Source organism: Corynebacterium imitans (genome assembly GCF_000739455.1).
Classification (GTDB): domain Bacteria; phylum Actinomycetota; class Actinomycetes; order Mycobacteriales; family Mycobacteriaceae; genus Corynebacterium; species Corynebacterium imitans.
This window is the reverse complement of the sequence record NZ_CP009211.1, coordinates 163,729-180,367: the sequence shown is the minus strand read 5'-3', so window position 1 is coordinate 180,367 and position 16,639 is coordinate 163,729. Positions and strand designations below refer to the sequence as shown.

The window sequence follows — 16,639 nt, the reverse complement described above, 5'->3', positions numbered from 1 at the left end:
TGTGTGATGCGCGTGACACGCGCGCACTGGTGTGTAAGATGTCTGGCATGTCACATCGGCAGCTACTCCTTCTACGCCGCGGCGGGAATCAGGCCACTTACTAACACGGCCGGCACCCCGTCGCGGAGTTTGTGCTTGCCGGCCGTGGATCACACACCGAATACACCCGCTACGTGGAAGGAAGCCCAATGACCAACGCAGACGAATTTTTTGTCCCCCGCGAAATCCGCACCCCGGACGGCCCAAAGAACGAAGGGCAGCCGGCATGGAATAAGCAGCGCGGCTCCCAGATGCCGGTAGACCGCTACTTAAGCTTCGCCGAAGAGGTCGAGGACATCACCCTGCCGGACCGCACCTGGCCGGACAAGAAGATTACGGTCGCCCCGCAGTGGTGCGCCGTGGACCTGCGCGACGGCAACCAGGCGCTGGTTGACCCGATGAGCCCGGAGCGCAAGCGCCGCATGTTTAACCTGCTGGTGGAGATGGGCTACAAGGAGATCGAGGTCGGCTTCCCCTCCGCCAGCCAAACGGACTTTGACTTTGTGCGCGAGATCATCGAGCAGGACATGATCCCCGATGACGTGACCATCCAGGTGCTGGTGCAGGCGCGCGAGCACCTGATCCGCCGCACCTTCGAGGCCTGCGCGGGCGCGAAGAACGTGATCGTGCACTTCTACAACTCCACTTCCAAGTTGCAGCGCGAGGTGGTCTTCCGCAAGGATCGCCCGGCGATTAAGAAACTGGCCACCGACGCGGCCGAGCTGATCAAGACCATCGCGGAGGACTACCCGGACACCAACTGGCGCTGGCAGTACTCGCCGGAGTCCTACACGGGCACCGAGCTGGAGTTTGCCAAGGAGGTCTGCGACGCAGTCGTGGACATCATGGAGCCGACCCCGGCCGACCCGATCATCATCAACCTGCCCTCCACGGTGGAGATGATCAGCCCGAACGTCTACGCGGACTCCATCGAGTGGATGCACCGCAACCTGGCGCACCGCGAGTCCATCATCCTGTCCCTGCACCCGCACAACGACCGTGGCGAGGGCGTCGCCGCAGCCGAGCTGGGCTACATGGCTGGCGCTGACCGCATCGAGGGCTGCTTGTTCGGCAACGGCGAGCGCACCGGCAACGTCGACCTGGTCACCCTCGGCCTGAACATGCTGACACAGGGCGTAGACCCGCAGATCGACTTCTCGGATATCAACAAGATCCGTCAGACCGTGGAGTACTGCAACCAGCTGCGCGTACCGGAGCGCCACCCCTACGGCGGCGACCTGGTCTTTACCGCGTTCTCCGGCTCGCACCAGGACGCGATCAACAAGGGACTGGACGCGCTGGCGCAGCGTGTGCGCCCCAACGCTTCTTCCAACGACGTGTCCTGGGAGGAGCTCCGCGAGACGACGTGGGAGGTGCCCTACCTGCCGATCGATCCGAAGGACGTGGGCCGTACCTACGAGGCGGTCATTCGCGTGAACTCGCAGTCCGGCAAGGGCGGCGTGGCCTACATCATGAAGACCGACCACGGCATCAACATGCCGAAGGCCATGCAGCCGGAGTTCTCCGCCATCGTGCAGTCCATCACGGACTCGGAGGGCGGCGAGGTCAACTCGAAGAACATGTGGGACATCTTCGCGGGCACCTACCTGGACCTGGATACCCCACTGGAGCTGGTGGACTACGAGGTCACCGGCGCGGTGGCCGAGGACGATGACTCTGCAGTGCAGGTCACTGTGGAGTACCGCGGCGAGCGCCACGAGATCCACGGCACCGGCAACGGGCCGATCGCGGCGTACGCCAACGCGCTGGAGTCCCTGGGCATCGACTTCGAGGTGCAGGACTACTCGCAGCGCGCCCGCACTGCTGGCGACGATGCGGATGCCGCCTGCTACATCTACGCCGACGTGGACGGCACCTCCGCCTGGGGCGTGGGTATCGCGGGTTCGACCACGCGCGCCTCGCTGAAGGCGATCACCTCGGCGGTCAACCGCGGCCTGACCGAGGGCAAGACCGGCGGCGTGTAAGCCAGCCGCACCGCACGCAACCGCCACCAGCTACCCCTTTTCGGGGGCAGTTGGGGCGGTTTCGCTCTCCTCAGGCTCTAAGCGCAGCTCTTAGCTTGTCGACGCAGGCGAAACCGCATAGGTGACTCACGTCACTCAGAGAACTTTTATGGTTTTGCCAATTAACGCAGGTACAACGTGAACATTGATCGATTGTTCAACATCTCCTTGCGTCGTGCCCTTCGCAGGAAGAACGTCGACACCTATACTTGAACATAAGCACAGCACAGAAGTTGCAGGAAAAGGCAACTTTTAGCTGCAGATTTTCACCCACGAGTGTTCCAACCGCGAGAAGTAAGGTGGCATCCAACCATGCGGACCCCCAACTACGTGGTCCCCGACCACGGAATCGGCGCAGTGCACAGCATTCCCACTATTGACGTGGATACTGCGCTGGTGGCCCGATTGTTGGATAACGCTGGCGCAGACACCACCGACGTACAGGTCACGCTCCTGCAGCGCGGCGAGGATCTCGGCTTCTACGTCGAGCACAACGGCAGCATCCTCAGCACCTTCCCCGAGGAAGAAGCCCTGGAGTACCCGGAGCTCGCACACATCACGGCGGCGAATCTCACGCCGGAGGTCACCGCACGCGCCGAGCGTTTCGACGAGGGCGGCGTCGCCTTGAGCCTCCGCCTCCCCCGCCCGGGCCTGTGCATCCCCGCGAACGAGCCGCCGCTGGAGCCCTGGGCCCTGCTGGAAGGCAACGGCCCGCGGACGGTGCTCTACTACCCGGACGCCGCCGAGCGCGACGTCGATGACTGCATGAGTCTGCTCGTACGCATCGAGTTCGACAAAGCCGGGGACGTCGTCGCCTCCCTGGGCAACGGCGTGGTCGGGCGTCTGGATAGCCGCACCGCCTCGGAGATCACCCCGACGCTGCGTAACCTCGAGCGCCGCGGCCTGGCCATGGCGGTGCGCGGCTATCACGCCCCCGCCGCGGGTGGCGCGAAGCTGACGGTCGACCTCGACGGCGTCCAGGAGCTCGGTGCCCCGCAGGCACTCTCCCCTGTGCCCTACCTGCCGCTCGCGGAGGCCGAGCGCCTGCCGGAGCTCGTGTCCGTCGGCGCGAGCACCGCTGCCAGCGTCGGCGGTGCCGAGCACCACGAGGCACAGGCCCCGGAGGCTCCCCCGGCACCGCCGGTGACTGCTCCGGACGCGCAGTTCAAGGCGGATCAGGACGCAGCGCAGGCCGCGCTCGCCGCCGAGTCGACACCTGAGGCCCCGTCCCAGGCCGAGCAGGACGAAGCGGAACGGATCGCGCAGTTGAAGCACGCCCTGCACCCGATCTGCCTGACTGCGGGTGCCATCCTGATCCTGCTGATCGTCGCGGGCGTGATCGCGATTTCCTCGCAGTGGGTCGGCGATAATAATGCGATGCCGGCGTATGAGCCCCCAGTCGCGGAGGCTCAGGAAGAGGCCCCTTCGGAGTCTGCCCCGGCCGAGTAGCTTCGCCGCTGCCAGGCCCGGCTAGACTCTGAACAATGACATCGAATGATCCCTACCCCTATGTCGCGCTCTACGCGCAGACGACGGGCATCCACCCGTCAACCGGGCGGATCCTCACCATCGATGCCGTGACCTTTGATGATGGCGGGCGCGTGGGCGAGGAATTCCACACCGTGATCAACCCCGGCTGCGATCCGGGCCCCCGCCACACGCACGGTTTAAGCGCGCACGAGGTGGCGCAGTCGCCGCGCTTCAGCAGGTTTTTAAAAACGCTGGATAAGCTTCTCGACGACCGCACGCTCATCACCTTCGACGCCCCCACCACCTGGGGCTTCATCGTGAGCGAGGCGCGCCGCGCAATGAGCGCCGCCGCACGCGCGAACCGCTCCCGGAAGAAGCGCAACGGGCGCCGCCGCCAGCGGGTGGGGCACGTGCCGCGCCCCACGGAGATCGTGGACCTGCTTGCCGTGGCGCGTCGCCAAGGCGAGATCCCCACTGACCTGCGCATCAATGCGGTCGCGGATGTGATCGGCGTGGCCTCCGAGTCCCCGATCGCCTCCGTGGAGCGCGCGGGCCGCCCGGAGGCGGAGCTCTCCCGCGAGCAGACGCTGAAGCTGGTGGCGATGTTCTTGCAGCTGCGCGAGCGCGGCGACGTCACCGGCCGGACTCCGGACGAGCTGGCACCGGACCGTTTCGGCCTGCAGCGCTCCACCGTGCGCGTGGATGCGGAAAACGCTGGCGCGGCCGCGGACAACCCCGGCAAATACACCAAGGAATCCGGCCTGAAAAAAGGCATGGTTGTCGTGGTCACCGACGATGTGGCGCTCGAACCGGACACGCTTATCGACGCCGCCGTACGCGCCGGCCTGACCTACACCGAAAAGCTCGGCCGCGAAAGCTCGGTGGTGGTCTCCGATGCCCTGGCGAAGGGAGCCGAGCTGCGGGGCAAGGCGATGCACGGACACCGCAAGGACATCCCGATCCTCACCGGCGAGGAGTTTTTGCAGGCCGTGGAGGAGATGGGTTCTGCAATAAGCGTGGACTAACGTAGAGCGCATGAATCCGAGAGGACGCTTCAGCCGCATCCGCACGAAAACCGCGCTCGCAGCAGCACAGCTTGCGACTTCCGCCTCGCGCGCCACCGGCCGTGGTGCCGGCGGCATGATCGGCGGCCTGGTCGCAGGTGCCATCGACCCCAACATCATGGACGGGTTGGGCCGCGGCCGCCCCACGGTGCTGGTCACCGGCACAAACGGCAAGTCCACCACGACCCGCATGCTCGTGCAGGCGCTGCGCACGACCCACACCGTGGCGACGAACGAAGGCGGCGACAATATGGACGCCGGCATCATCTCCGCGCTCATGGCGGGCCAAGACGCCAACCTCATCGCCTTGGAAGTCGACGAACTGCACGTGCCGCACGTGGCCGACAGCCTCAACCCGAACGCGCTCGTACTGTTGAATCTCTCGCGCGACCAGCTCGACCGCGTGGGCGAGATCAACAAGATCGAGCGCGCCCTGCGCGCCTGCGTCGAGGCCCACCCGGAGATGACGGTGATTGCCAACTGCGACGACGTGCTCATGACCTCGGTGGCCTGGGGCCACCCGAACGTGGTGTGGGTTGCTGCCGGTGCAGGCTGGGTCAACGATTCGGTGACTAACCCGCGCGGCGCGGGCTCGGTGGTACGCACCCCGGACGGCGACTGGTACGCCACCGAAAAACTCGCGGATGGCACCGAATTTCGCCGCCCCGAGCCGACGTACACCGTCGATAAGCACAGCCTCACTACCCCGCACGGCGAGGTGCCCATGAACCTGACTCTGCCCGGGCGTGCCAACCGAGGCAACGCCGCCCAGGCCGTGGCGGCCGCGGTCGAGGCCTATGACGTGCCCCTGGACAAGGCGGTGCGCGCCGTCGAGGGCGTGGACAACGTCGCGGGCCGCTACGCCACAGTCCACCTCGGCGAGCACGAGGTGCGCCTGCTTTTGGCCAAGAATCCGGCCGGCTGGCAGGAGGCGTTGACCATGCTCGACCGCGACGCCGACGGCGTGGTCATCGCCGTCAACGCGCAGCAGGGCGACGGCGCTGACGTGTCCTGGCTGTGGGACGTGAAGTTTGAGGACTTCGACGGCATCGCGGTCAATGCCGCCGGCGAGCGCGGCACGGACCTAGCCGTGCGCCTGCTGTACGCGGGCATCGAACACGAGCTGGTCCACGACGTGGTGAAGGCGATTCGCGCCTGCCCGCCGGGCCGCGTGGAGGTGCTGGCGAACTACACCGCGTTCCGCGATCTGAAACGGGATATGGCGAAGCAGGAGGACTACCGTGGCTAAGCAACTGACAATCGGCCTGATTCTGCCGGACGTTTTGGGCACCTACGGCGACGACGGCAACGCGCTCGTGCTGCGCCAGCGCGCCCGCATGCGCGGCCTCGATGCAGAAATCCGCCCCTTCCTGCTCACCGACGACATCACCGACGACTGCGACGTCTACACCCTCGGCGGCGGCGAAGACACCGCCCAGATCCTCGCCGCGGAGCGCCTGACGTCCTCCCCCGGCCTGCAGCGCGCCGCCGACAGGGGCACCCCGATCCTGGCGATCTGCGCGGGCCTGCAGGTGCTCGGCCACTCCTTCAACGCTGGCGGCCGCGAGGTCAAGGGCATCTCGCTTCTCGACGCCACCACCACCCCCCTTTCCTCCCGCGCCATCGGCGAAGTGATCACCACCCCGCAAGCGCCACTTACCGCGCCGTTGACCGGGTTTGAAAACCACATGGGCGGCACCGTGCTCGGCCCCGACGCCCAGCCGCTCGGCCGGGTCACCCGCGGCGTGGGCAACCTAGATGGCACGGCGGAGGGCGTGGTCCAGGGCAGCGTGATCGCTACCTACATGCACGGTCCCGTGCTGGCCCGCAACCCGGAGCTGGCGGATCTGCTGCTCGCCCGCGCTCTCGGCGTGGATCCCGCCGAGCTCACACCGCTTGAGCTGGACGTGGTGGACGAGCTGCGCGCAGAGCGGCTGAAGTAGCTTAGAGCTTCAACCGGCCGCTGAGTGCGCGCGAGAGCGTGAGCTCGTCAACAAACTCCAAGTCCCCGCCCAACGGCATACCGGACGCGAGACGAGAGATCGTCAGCTCCGGGAAGTCCTTGAGCAGGCGCACCAGGTAGGAGGCGGTCGCCTCGCCCTCGGTATCCGGGTCGGTCGCGAGGATCACCTCCTTGACCTGCGGGGACTCCTCCCCCTCCAAGTCCGGCAGAACACCGCCAATGCGCTTGAGCAGTGGCGCGATCGCCAGGTCCTTCGGGCCGACGTTCGCCAGCGGGTCGAGCGCCCCGCCGAGCACGTGATAGCGCCCGGAGTACTCGCCGGTGCGCTCGATGACCTGGATATCCTTCGCGTCCTCCACCACGCACACGGTCGTGGCATCGCGGCCGGAATCGGCGCAGATGCGGCAGACTTCCTCGCGGGAGACGTTGTTACAGATCCGGCAGAACGTCACCCCATCTCGCACCGCAGCCAGCGCTGCGCGCAGCCGGTCGATATCCTCCGGCTCGGTCTTGAGTAGGTGGAAGGCAATGCGCTGGGCTGATTTGGGCCCGACGCCGGGTAGGCGCGAGAACTCGTCGATAAGGTCCTGCAGCGGGCCTTCAAACATGGCGGTGCCTCCTTGACTCTTTACACGCCAAAGCGCCCGGCCCACGGCCAGGCGCTTATGAGAGCTTTACGCGGGTTTAGAAAATGCCGCCGAAGGGAATCTCGCCCTCACCTGCGGGCTGGCCGCCGGTCGGGCCGCCCTGCTGGCCCAGGCCGGAGCCGCCGGTCAGCGGGCCGATCTTCTCCTGCGCGAGCTGGCCCGCCTTGTTGTGCGCATCGCGGTACGCGGCGAGGATGAGGTCCTGCAGGGACTCCACGTCCTCCGGGTCCACTGCCTCCGGCTTGATCTCCAGGTTGGTGATCTCTGCGCCACCGGTCATGGTGACCTTCACCAGCTCGCCACCGGCGGTGCCGGTGACCTCAGTAGCCAGCAGCTCCTGCTGTGCCTGCTGCAGCTGTGCCTGGACCTCCGCTGCCTGGCGGATGAGGTCCTGCATATCGGTCGGCATGTTCGGCTCAGTCATGTTGAGCAACCTTTCTACGTTTGTTTTCCTCGCGGGCGATGTTTAGGCACTAGTGTACCCGCATCCCCGCGTCATTCAGCTCCTGCTTGCTGACAGCGAACGCCACGCTACAGCGGCTTCGCGCCGAGCTCCTTACTCAGCAGCTCCATGGCAACCTCGGTGGCGTCGCGGTGGTCAAGCGTGCCCTCCTCCGAGAGGGCCTGCTCGGCCATATCGCGCTCCTCTTCCTCCCGCGTATACGGCGCGGCCGCCGGGTCCTGCGGCAGGGGCGCAGCACCGGAGGCATAGGGGTCGTAGTCGGGCTCGTCGTCCATCGGCTCGGGCGGCAGCGGGATCTCGTCGCGCTCGCGCTGCGCCTTCTCGGCGGCTTTACGGCTTGCGGCCTGCGCCGCGGCCTTCCAGTCGTTGGCCTCGGCACGGGCCTGCGCACCGGGGTTGGGCCGCGGCGTTGCAGGTGGTGTAGGTTCCTCAGGTTTGGCCCCCGCAGGCTCCTCGGGCGAGGGCTCGTTCGATCCCTTGCCCTTGTTCGGGTTCCACACCTGCTCCGCGCGCGGTTGCTGCCGCGGCTGCACGTTCGCCGCCTCCGGGCTGGTGCCCACCACGCAGCGCACCGCGACCCGGTACCCAAGCTTTTCTTCAAACACCGCCACGATGTCGGCGTTGTTGCGCTCAGAGTTGATGCGCTCGGCAAGCGCGCCGGTGTTGTGGCCGATCACGAGCGTCTCGCCGTCCATCCCGAGCGGTTTCGCCTCGGTAAGCATGATTTCGGCGACCTTGTTGCGCTCGCCCACCGACTGTCGCAGGGTGGTCCAGTCGCGCACCACGCGGTCGTAGAGCGCGTCCAGGTCTGTGCTCTCTGTGCCTGCTGGGCTTGCAGCGGGCTCGGACTGTGCGGGTTCAGGTTGCGAGGTCTCCGGCTGCGGTTCAGCTGGCTTCGGCTGCTCGGGCTCAGGCTGTGCAGGTTGAGCTGGCTGAGCAGGCTGTGCAGGTTGAGCTGGCTCCGGTTTCCGTACCGGCGGTGCCGGCTGCGGCGGCGGGGTCGACTTACTGCGCACCTGGCCCGAAGCTGCAGCGGCAGCGGCGGCCGCCGCAGCAGCTGCCGCGCCCGCGCCAGAAGTTCCGCCAGCGTTCCCACCAGACGGAGCACCAACCCCAGCAGCGCCAGCACTTGGCTGCGCTGCGACGCTCTCGCCCAGGGTGAGCAGGTGCGCCATCATCACCTCGAGCAGCAGGCGCGGGGAGGTCGCGCCGCGCAGGTCAGCGATGCGGTCGTTGACCTCCGTGGCCAGGGCGGACAGCTGCGCGGGGCTGAATTGTTCGGCTTCGGCGCGCAGGACGTCGGCGCGGTCCACGGGGGCGTCGACAAGCCCTTGCCCAACGGCATCGGGCACGGTGCGCACCACGAGCAGGTCGCGGAGCCGGTCGAGCAGGTCGAGGGCGAAGCGGCGCGGCTCGTGGCCGGACTCGATGACGTTATCGATGGTGTGGAAGATCGCGGACGCGTCGCGTGCGGCGAGGGCGTCGATTGCGCCGTCGAGAAGCGAGAGGTCGGTGACGCCCAAAAGCGGCAACGCCAAGTCGTAGGTCAGCCCGTCGGGGCCCGCGCCGGCGAGCAGCTGGTCCAAAACAGACAGCGTATCGCGCGGGGAGCCGCCGCCCGCGCGGATAATCAGCGGGTAGACGCTCTCCTCAACCTTGGCACCTTCTTCGGCCACCACGCCCTCGAGCAGTTCGCGCATCGCCTGCGGGGTGAGCAGGCGGAACGGGTAGTTGTGGGTGCGCGAGCGGATCGTGCCCAGCATCTTTTCCGGCTCGGTGGTGGCGAAGATGAAGATGAGGTGCTCCGGCGGCTCCTCCACAATCTTCAGCAGCGCGTTGTTACCGGACTGGGAAATCATGTGCGCCTCATCGATGATGAAGACGCGGTAGCGCGACTCCGCAGGCGCGAACATGGCGCGCTCGCGCAGATCACGCATATCGTCGACGCCGCCGTGCGAGGCCGCGTCCAGCTCCATCACGTCCAAGTTGCCGGAGCCGCCCGGCGCGAGCGAGCGGCAGGACTCGCACACCCCGCATGGGGTCGAGGTCGGCCCCTCCACGCAGTTCAGGGAGCGCGCGAGGATGCGCGCAGACGAGGTCTTGCCGCAGCCGCGCGGCCCGGAAAACAGGTAGGCGTGGTTGATACGCCCGTTGTCCAGGGCTGTGGACAGCGGGACGGTGACCTGTTCTTGGCCGATCACTTCACCAAAGGTCGCGGGACGATATTTCCGGTAGAGAGCCACGCCGTCTAAGTCTAGGCATCACGGTGCCAGTCGGCCATTGCCGCTCCCCTGCGCCGCATCCGCCGCTCCAAGACAGCCTCGCCCTGCTCCGTGGCGATGGCGTACTCGTCGTCGGTGAGCAGCGCCAGCTCCAGCAGCAGGGTCAGCCGCCCGGGCTCGCGCACAAGCGGCGTGCCCTGGTCAAACAGGCGCGGCTCGCGCAAATACCCGTGTCGCACGCTCACCCCCTCCGGCAGCTCCACCCGATCCAGCAGGTGCTCCAGCCCAACCCCGGGCTGCGCGGGCACGCCGAGCTCGAGCAGCATCGCCGCCGCCGCCCCCAGGGTGGCACCGAGCAGTTGCTTCTCGACGCCACCACGCACCACCAGCTCACACCGCACATCCGTGCCTGTCTCCCCCTCGAGGGCAAGCCCGGTATCTACCTCGGAGAAGCCACAGGTGGCGGCGATCCCTTCCGCAGTGAGGGCTGGGAAGGGGGCTGGTGGGGCGTCGATAAGCGAGGGCTCGGCGGGAAAGAACGAGCCGAGCCACTCGGCGGCCTGGTTAGGCCTCACGCTGCTCGATCGCGGCGAGCAGGACGCACAGCGCGACGCCGTCCATGGCCTCGGCAACCTCGTCCAGCGGCGGCATCGAGGGAGCCAGGCGCAGGGTGCGATCCTGCGGATCGTCGTGCAGCGGGAAGGGCGAGCCTGCCTGCGTGAGGTTAATGCCTGCTTCCTTGGCCAGCTCCCACACGCGGGTCGCGGTGCCCTCCGGCACGTCGAGGGAGACGAAGTAGCCGCCCTCGGGCTGAGTCCAGGTCGCGATGTCGTAGCCGCCCAGGCGTTCATCAAGCGCGCGATCGACCGCCTCGAATTTCGGGGCGAGCGAGCCGGCGTGCTTGCGCATCACCGCGCGCACCCCCTCCGCGTCGTGGAAGTAGCGGGCGTGGGCGAGCTGGTTGACCTTGTTCGGGCCGATCCCGCGCACGCCGGCGATCTTCTTGTACCAAGCCAGATTCTCAGCCGAGGAGGCGAAGAACGCGACGCCCGAACCCGCGTGGGTGATCTTGGAAGTCGAGCTCATGTACCAGAAACGGTTCGGGTTGCCCGCGGCCGCGGCGATCTCAAGCACGTTCGGGTTCTCCGGGAACTCGTCGGTCAGCGTGTGGACGGCGTAAGCGTTATCCCACACGATGCGGAAGTCCGGCGCGCCAGTTTCCATCTTTGCTAGACGCTCGATGGTCTCGCGCGAGAACACTGTGCCGGTGGGGTTGCTAAAGGTCGGCACCGTCCACATGCCCTTGACCTGCGGGTCCTTCGCGAGCTCCTCGACTGCGTCCATGTCAGGGCCGCGCTCGCCCATGGGCACAGAAAGCATCTCGAAGCCGAAGAGCTCCGTGATGGCGAAGTGGCGGTCATAGCCCGGAACCGGGCAGATCCACTTGAGCTTCTCCTCGTCCTTCCACGGGCGCGGCGAATCGTTGTTGCCGAACATGTAGGAGTAGGACACCAGGTCAAACATGATGTTCAGCGAGGAGGCATCGCCCGCGATCACCAGCGACGGATCCACGCCCAGTACTTCGGCCCACAGGTTGCGGATGTCCGGGATGCCGATTGCCCCGCCGTAGTTGCGCACGTCGGTGCCCGCACTGTCCGTGTAGTTGTCCTTCCCCGGCAGCTCGAGGAGCTCGTTGGCGAAGTCGAGCTGCTCGGTAGACGGCTTGCCGCGCGTCAGATCCAGCTTCAGCCCCTTCGCCTTAAGCGCGGCGTACTGCTCGCGGACGTCTTTTGCCAGTTCAGCAAGTTGTTCCTGGGTAAGCTCGGTCAGCGGCGTGTGTGCCATGTGCGATTCACGTATCCAATCATGGGTCGGCGATAACGTTTTGCCCGCGATCTTACCGTGGACAAGACAAAAACCGGCACCCCGCAGAATTGCGAGATGCCGGTGATTTGGCGGAGGATGTGGGATTTGAACCCACGAGGGTATTGCTACCCGCACGCGTTCCAGGCGTGTGACATAGGCCGCTAGTCGAATCCTCCAATGAGTAACGCTCACAGCGTCGGTGCAATACTTTAGCGCATGCGCCCTATCGCACCAAAACCGCAGTTCACAGGCTTGCACGCCTGAGAGGTTTGGAGCTTGCACGGCCGGTTCGCTACAGTGTTGGGCAGGATCCCACGCGGTGCTTATCTTGTGAACTCCCCCAGGGCGGGAACGCAGCAAGGGTCAGCGAGCTCTGGCAGGTGCGTGGGGTCCCCTTAGTTTTTGCGGGGGTCTATTTGGGGGCGGGGTTTAGCGGTTAAGCGACGGAGTGTGTGCTTTTCGGACCTTATTTGGCGAGCCTAAATCCATGCCCTGTCCGCCACCTACACCCCGGCCCAGCGCCTAACCCAAATGGAGCTAGCTCCATTTAGACCAACCGGTTTCACACGACCAGGCGTTTTCCACCCGCCTCCAACCCAAACGGAGCTAGCTCCATTTAGAAGAACCAACGGCACGGCAGACCACCGGGAATCCCGGCACAAAAGCACACATTTTGTCGCTTAACCCCGAAGGCCGTGAAAAATCCGCCATGAAGCGCAAATAGCGAACCCGCCCCATGCCCCCCAGGCCACCGAAGATATCGGCGTAGAATTTGTCATGCTATCCCCGTACCCACTCCGAACCTTTCGGACTAAACTTAGGGTAGGCTTAGTTCCCAACGTCCCAACGCCCAACTACATCGACGAAAGGCACAACCACCATGGACGCAAAACTTCGCGACGTCATGAATAACCAGGTCACCGACGAGTACCTGGCCGCGTACCTCTACCGCCACCTGGCCAACGAGATGGACGCTCTGTCATTCCCGGGCATGAGCGCCTGGTTCGCTGAGCAGGCACGGGAGGAGTGCGACCACGCAATGAAGTTCACCCAGCACCTCCTGGACCGCGGCGAGCGCGTCGAGCTCAAGAGCATCGAGATCGAGGCACCGCAGATCTCCTCGCCGGTTGAGGCATTCAAGGCGGCGCTGAAGCACGAGAAGAAGGTCTCTGAAGCTATCCGCAAGATCACCCGCGTCGCAGACGAGGTGGGCGACCTGGAGTCCCGCAGCCTGCTGACCTGGTTCCTCGATGAGCAGATCAGCGAGGAGTCATCGGTCAGCGAGATCATCGACCAGCTCGAGCTCGTCGGCACGGACGGCTCCGGCATCCTGCGCATCGACGCTGCTCTCGGCGCTCGCGACTCGAGCAACTAGCCAGACACAACTAGCCAGACCAGACCCAGGGTTCGCGCGGCAGCGCCCCTGGGTCGAAGTCTGTCAGCAGCCCGTCCACGGACTCCACACCAGGGCAACCGATAGAGACGGCAATCTGGCCGACCACCTCCGCGATTTCCTTTTCGCGCAGCATCTCCCGCAACGTGACGGCCCCGTCGCGCTTGGCCAGCCTACGGCCTTCCGAATTCACCACGAGCGGCACATGCACATACTCGGGCTGCGCGTACCCCAGCAGGTGCGCCAGATACGCCTGCGCCGGTGCGGAGAACATGAGGTCGTCGCCGCGGACGACTTGGTCGATGCCTTGCTCGCCGTCGTCGACAACCACGGCGAGGTTGTACGCCCAGTCGCCGGCCTGCGCCTGGTTGAGGTTGCCGCCGCGACGCAGGATGACGTCGTCAACCGCCCCAACCACTTCACCTGCGTAGAAGTCGCGCACGCTCCACTCCGCACACCCGGCGCGCAGCCGCAGCGCGGGCATGCGCCCCTGCTCGGCGAGTTCCGCGCGCTTGGCCTTGCGCTGCGCCTCGGTGAGGTCGCGGCAGGTCCCCGGGTACATGCCGGGCTGAGCGTGCGGTGCGCTGGCGGCCTCGCGGATGTCGCGGCGCGTGCAGTAGCACTCGTACACGTCGAGCTTTCCCAGCGCGGCGCGGTAGCGCTCGTCGTTGTCGGACTGATAGGTCACCGGCGGGTCGAAGTTCAGGCCCAGCGCTTCTAGGTCTGAGATCTGGCGCGCGGCGGATTCCATGCTGGAGCGCTCCGAGTCGATGTCCTCGACGCGCAGGTAGCACGCCCGATCGGTCTGGCGGGCGAACAGCCACGCGAGCACCGCGGTGCGCAGGTTGCCAAAGTGCAGGTCGCCGCTCGGCGAGGGCGCGTATCTTCCAGCAGGCATGCCCCGAGACTACTTCCCCTGTGGTTGAATACTCACTCGTGACACTTCCTTCCACCCCACCGCCCGCCACCCGCTCGCCGTATTCGGTGCTGCTCGCGGTGTTCTGCGCGGTCTTTCTCATCTCCAACATCACGGCCCAGAAGGGCGTGGAGTTGGGGCCTTTGATTACCGACGGCGCGTTCTTCCTCTTCCCCATCTCCTACGTCATCGGCGACGTGATCGCGGAGGTCTACGGCTTCAAGGCGGCCCGCCGCGCGATCTTTACCGGCTTCGGCATCGCCGTGCTTGCGGTGGTCTCCTTCTACATTGCGATCTGGCTGCCTCCGGCCGGTTTCTACGACATGCAGGACACCTTCGCCGCCGTACTTGGCCTGGTGCCGCAGATCGTGCTGGCCTCGCTTGCCGGCTACGTGGTGGGGCAACTGTCGAATGCGTGGGTGCTGCAAAAGATGAAGGACCGCTTCGGCATGGGGCACCTCTGGGCGCGGCTGATCGGCTCGACCGTCGTCGGCGAATTCTTGGACACGCTGTTGTTCTGCGCCATCGCCGCCAGCGTGATCGGGATCGCCACCCCGGGCGACTTCATCAACTATGTCCTGGTCGGCTTTGTGTGGAAGACGCTGATGGAGGTCATCCTGTTGCCTGTTACCTATCCGACGATTGCGTGGGTGCGTGGCGTCGAGAAGCGAAATGCCCAGCCGGCAAAATAACGATTCCCTTACAACTCACTGCGATCGGTCGACGCGGGTGCGGTACGTCGTTATGTTGGGGCACGTTGGTTCCCAAGAGGGACGAACAGATTAGTAGATACGCAACGAAAGGATTAGCACAATGGGCGTTTTTGATAAGGCAAAGGATGCACTGAACTCCGACAAGGCCGAGCAGGTTACGGACCAGGGCCTGGACAAGGCCGCTGACGCCGCAAAGGACAAGCTGGGCGAGGACAAGCACGACAAGGTTGACCAGGTCCGCGACGCTGCGGATAAGAAGCTGGGGAACGAGTAAGCGCTCGTCCAACTTCTCCCCCCCGAATGGGTCTCACGCCTTCCACAGTGTGAGACCCATTCGGCGCATTTATGGGATTTTTACGATTTTTACCCCGGAGCTGAACCCCCAATAAATCGGCACTGAGCGCCGGTTTAGAACGACCCAAGACATGCCCGTTGCGCTGGGAGATTACCCTCAGTGCAGCTAGACTTATGGACGTGACTGCACAAGATACTTCCGCGCCCGCCGCCGGTTCAGTCGAGCACAGGCTCCTGGAGACGGCCGCACAGATTCTGGGCCGCGGCGATAAAGAGGCGCTCACGCTGGAACGCGCCGCTGACCAGGCCGACATCCCGCTGGATGAGGCCCGCGCGCTCTACGCAGATGATCCCGCCCTCTTCGCCGGGGTCACCGAGTTCCTCAACGACCGCCTGCGCGACTATGCCGACCGCGAGCTGGCGAAGCTCCCGGAGGACGTGCCGATCATCAAGCGCGTACTGGCAAACGCCACCGGCTACTTCAACGCCGCGCTGGACAACCCGACCTACTTCGCGGCCTACAGCCACTCGCAGGTCACCGAGGACTTCCCCAACATCGAGGACGAGATCAAGCGCCCCCTCAACCCGGACACGTTCCCCGAGGTCAGTGCGCGCGTGCTCAACCTCCTCGTCGAGGCAATCAACGAGCTGGGCCACCCGATACAGGAAGACCTCCTGATCACCGGCACGCTCGCCCTGCTTTCCGAGGCGCACGGCCTGGCGCACCTGGCCACCTTCGGCATCATGCGCCACCTCTCCCCGACGGCGAAGCGCCAAACGTTCCAGGCCGCCATGAACTCCATGCTCTCCGGCATGTGCAACACCATGGGCGAGGGCAACATTCTCCGCTTCGACCCGGACACCATCCCCGGCCCGGTCTCCGAGAAATGGACCACGCTGGCCAAGGACATGCCGCGCGGCACCAAGGACGAGATCCGCGAGGCCATCCTGCGCGGCGGTGCCGAGGAGGTCGTGGCGGACGGGCTCGCCAACTTCTCCCTGGCCAACGCGGCGGAGCGGGCAGGTATCCCACTGAATACCGCCACCCAGCTTTTCGACGGCGACCAGTCCCTCCTCCGCGAACTGGAGATCTACCTCGACGAGGCGAACACCCAGGCCATCATGCGCCAGGCGTCGTTCGTGCCCGACGGCTCGCCGAGCCTGACCTTCATCAAGGCGGCCGGCTTCGGCTACATCGAGTACGCGCTGAACGACCCAGTCGGCTTCGTCGCACTGATCGAGATTTCCAGCCGTTCCATCGTCCCCGTCTCCTTCGACGACGAGGGCGGGATGGCCCAGCCCTTCGACATGGGCAAGGCCTTTACGTTCCTGATGAACATCGTGCGCGACGCGATTTCCGAGTCCGAGGGTCCGCGCTCCACCTGGGTGCTCTACACCCAGATGATGGCGCTGTGGGCCGCCGTGCACGGCATCGCCCAGCTCGTCACGGTGGGCGCACTGCGCTACCGGACCCCGGAGTTCTGCTTCCAGGTCAGCTCCCGCATCATGGACATCGGGCTGCGCGGCATGATCAACGCCTTGGAGTTGCGCTCGAATTAACTGCG

15 protein-coding genes, 1 tRNA gene and 1 other RNA gene are annotated in these 16,639 nt (G+C 65.7%); 10 read left to right on the top strand and 7 right to left on the bottom strand.

The genetic code is table 11. The annotated features are described in order from the left end of the window. The first annotated feature begins 188 nt into the window (after nt 1–188). The 5 genes from leuA to CIMIT_RS00765 all read left to right on the top strand — a co-directional run bounded on the left by leuA (nt 189) and on the right by CIMIT_RS00765 (nt 6,540). The gene (leuA, locus tag CIMIT_RS00785; RefSeq protein ID WP_038587803.1) at nt 189–2,024 is read left to right on the top strand and encodes a 2-isopropylmalate synthase; all 1,836 of its coding nucleotides are present in this window, start codon (nt 189–191) and stop codon (nt 2,022–2,024) included. A 351-nt stretch (nt 2,025–2,375) separates the two neighbouring features. Continuing rightward, entirely contained in the window at nt 2,376–3,512 is a 1,137-nt protein-coding gene (locus tag CIMIT_RS00780) for a hypothetical protein (protein WP_038587800.1), read from the top strand. Nucleotides 3,513–3,547: 35 nt separating this feature from the next. Continuing rightward, the gene (locus tag CIMIT_RS00775) at nt 3,548–4,558 is read left to right on the top strand and encodes a DNA polymerase III subunit epsilon (protein ID WP_038587797.1); all 1,011 of its coding nucleotides are present in this window, start codon (nt 3,548–3,550) and stop codon (nt 4,556–4,558) included. A gap of 10 nt (nt 4,559–4,568) precedes the next feature. Continuing rightward, nucleotides 4,569–5,846 carry a Mur ligase family protein gene (locus CIMIT_RS00770; RefSeq protein WP_038587794.1) on the top strand — a complete coding sequence of 426 codons (1,278 nt, stop codon included), beginning with the start codon at nt 4,569–4,571 and terminating at the stop codon, nt 5,844–5,846. Then, the gene (locus CIMIT_RS00765) at nt 5,839–6,540 is read left to right on the top strand and encodes a type 1 glutamine amidotransferase (RefSeq protein ID WP_038587792.1); all 702 of its coding nucleotides are present in this window, start codon (nt 5,839–5,841) and stop codon (nt 6,538–6,540) included. The genes CIMIT_RS00770 and CIMIT_RS00765 overlap by 8 nt, the downstream gene beginning before the upstream one ends. Before the next feature lies 1 nt (nt 6,541). On the opposite strand, the gene recR is transcribed toward CIMIT_RS00765, so the two are convergent. From recR to CIMIT_RS00735, 6 genes are all read right to left on the bottom strand, one after another. Further along, nucleotides 6,542–7,168, bottom strand: coding sequence for a recombination mediator RecR (gene recR / locus CIMIT_RS00760; protein ID WP_038587789.1), 627 nt, complete (start codon nt 7,166–7,168; stop codon nt 6,542–6,544). Between the two features lie 76 nt (nt 7,169–7,244). Beyond that, the gene (locus tag CIMIT_RS00755; protein WP_051904680.1) at nt 7,245–7,631 is read right to left on the bottom strand and encodes a YbaB/EbfC family nucleoid-associated protein; all 387 of its coding nucleotides are present in this window, start codon (nt 7,629–7,631) and stop codon (nt 7,245–7,247) included. Nucleotides 7,632–7,738: 107 nt separating this feature from the next. Continuing rightward, complete coding sequence (locus tag CIMIT_RS00750) at nt 7,739–9,913, bottom strand: DNA polymerase III subunit gamma and tau (RefSeq protein WP_038587785.1); 2,175 nt, start codon at nt 9,911–9,913, stop codon at nt 7,739–7,741. 11 nt (nt 9,914–9,924) lie between these two features. Continuing rightward, nucleotides 9,925–10,467 carry a suppressor of fused domain protein gene (locus CIMIT_RS00745; protein WP_038587782.1) on the bottom strand — a complete coding sequence of 181 codons (543 nt, stop codon included), beginning with the start codon at nt 10,465–10,467 and terminating at the stop codon, nt 9,925–9,927. Further along, on the bottom strand, nt 10,457–11,737 hold the full coding sequence (locus CIMIT_RS00740; protein WP_038587779.1) for an aminotransferase class I/II-fold pyridoxal phosphate-dependent enzyme: 1,281 nt from the start codon (nt 11,735–11,737) through the stop codon (nt 10,457–10,459). Before CIMIT_RS00740 ends, CIMIT_RS00745 begins: the two co-directional genes overlap by 11 nt. A gap of 108 nt (nt 11,738–11,845) precedes the next feature. Further along, nucleotides 11,846–11,934, bottom strand: a tRNA-Ser gene (locus tag CIMIT_RS00735). Nucleotides 11,935–12,061: 127 nt separating this feature from the next. On the opposite strand from CIMIT_RS00735, the gene ffs reads away from it, so the two are divergent. Both ffs and CIMIT_RS00730 read left to right on the top strand, forming a co-directional pair. Then, nucleotides 12,062–12,160, top strand: an RNA gene (ffs, locus tag CIMIT_RS12275) — signal recognition particle sRNA small type. A 478-nt stretch (nt 12,161–12,638) separates the two neighbouring features. Next, nucleotides 12,639–13,133 carry a ferritin gene (locus CIMIT_RS00730; protein ID WP_038587766.1) on the top strand — a complete coding sequence of 165 codons (495 nt, stop codon included), beginning with the start codon at nt 12,639–12,641 and terminating at the stop codon, nt 13,131–13,133. 10 nt (nt 13,134–13,143) lie between these two features. On the opposite strand, the gene gluQRS is transcribed toward CIMIT_RS00730, so the two are convergent. After that, nucleotides 13,144–14,049: a tRNA glutamyl-Q(34) synthetase GluQRS gene (gluQRS, locus tag CIMIT_RS00725; protein WP_038587763.1), complete on the bottom strand. Its 906-nt coding sequence runs from the start codon at nt 14,047–14,049 to the stop codon at nt 13,144–13,146. A gap of 38 nt (nt 14,050–14,087) precedes the next feature. On the opposite strand from gluQRS, the gene CIMIT_RS00720 reads away from it, so the two are divergent. From CIMIT_RS00720 to CIMIT_RS00715, 3 genes are all read left to right on the top strand, one after another. Next, a complete protein-coding gene (locus tag CIMIT_RS00720; protein ID WP_038587760.1) occupies nt 14,088–14,759 on the top strand; it encodes a queuosine precursor transporter in 672 nt (223 codons plus the stop codon). A gap of 121 nt (nt 14,760–14,880) precedes the next feature. Then, a complete protein-coding gene (locus CIMIT_RS12270) occupies nt 14,881–15,054 on the top strand; it encodes an Rv0909 family putative TA system antitoxin (protein WP_084674227.1) in 174 nt (57 codons plus the stop codon). A gap of 194 nt (nt 15,055–15,248) precedes the next feature. Next, nucleotides 15,249–16,634 (top strand): WHG domain-containing protein, encoded by a 1,386-nt coding sequence (locus tag CIMIT_RS00715; RefSeq protein WP_051904679.1) that lies wholly within the window; start codon nt 15,249–15,251, stop codon nt 16,632–16,634. Nucleotides 16,635–16,639: the final 5 nt, after the last annotated feature.

Excerpts from the sequence above, each read along its gene's own strand:
- leuA (WP_038587803.1), top strand. The coding sequence starts at position 189 with ATGACCAACGCAGACGAATTTTTTGTCCCCCGCGAAATCCGCACCCCG.
- CIMIT_RS00780 (WP_038587800.1), top strand. The coding sequence starts at position 2,376 with ATGCGGACCCCCAACTACGTGGTCCCCGACCACGGAATCGGCGCAGTG.
- CIMIT_RS00775 (WP_038587797.1), top strand. The coding sequence starts at position 3,548 with ATGACATCGAATGATCCCTACCCCTATGTCGCGCTCTACGCGCAGACG.
- CIMIT_RS00770 (WP_038587794.1), top strand. The coding sequence starts at position 4,569 with ATGAATCCGAGAGGACGCTTCAGCCGCATCCGCACGAAAACCGCGCTC.
- recR (WP_038587789.1), bottom strand. The coding sequence starts at position 7,168 with ATGTTTGAAGGCCCGCTGCAGGACCTTATCGACGAGTTCTCGCGCCTA.
- CIMIT_RS00755 (WP_051904680.1), bottom strand. The coding sequence starts at position 7,631 with ATGACTGAGCCGAACATGCCGACCGATATGCAGGACCTCATCCGCCAG.
- CIMIT_RS00740 (WP_038587779.1), bottom strand. The coding sequence starts at position 11,737 with ATGGCACACACGCCGCTGACCGAGCTTACCCAGGAACAACTTGCTGAA.
- CIMIT_RS00730 (WP_038587766.1), top strand. The coding sequence starts at position 12,639 with ATGGACGCAAAACTTCGCGACGTCATGAATAACCAGGTCACCGACGAG.
- gluQRS (WP_038587763.1), bottom strand. The coding sequence starts at position 14,049 with ATGCCTGCTGGAAGATACGCGCCCTCGCCGAGCGGCGACCTGCACTTT.
- CIMIT_RS12270 (WP_084674227.1), top strand. The coding sequence starts at position 14,881 with ATGGGCGTTTTTGATAAGGCAAAGGATGCACTGAACTCCGACAAGGCC.
- CIMIT_RS00715 (WP_051904679.1), top strand. The coding sequence starts at position 15,249 with ATGGACGTGACTGCACAAGATACTTCCGCGCCCGCCGCCGGTTCAGTC.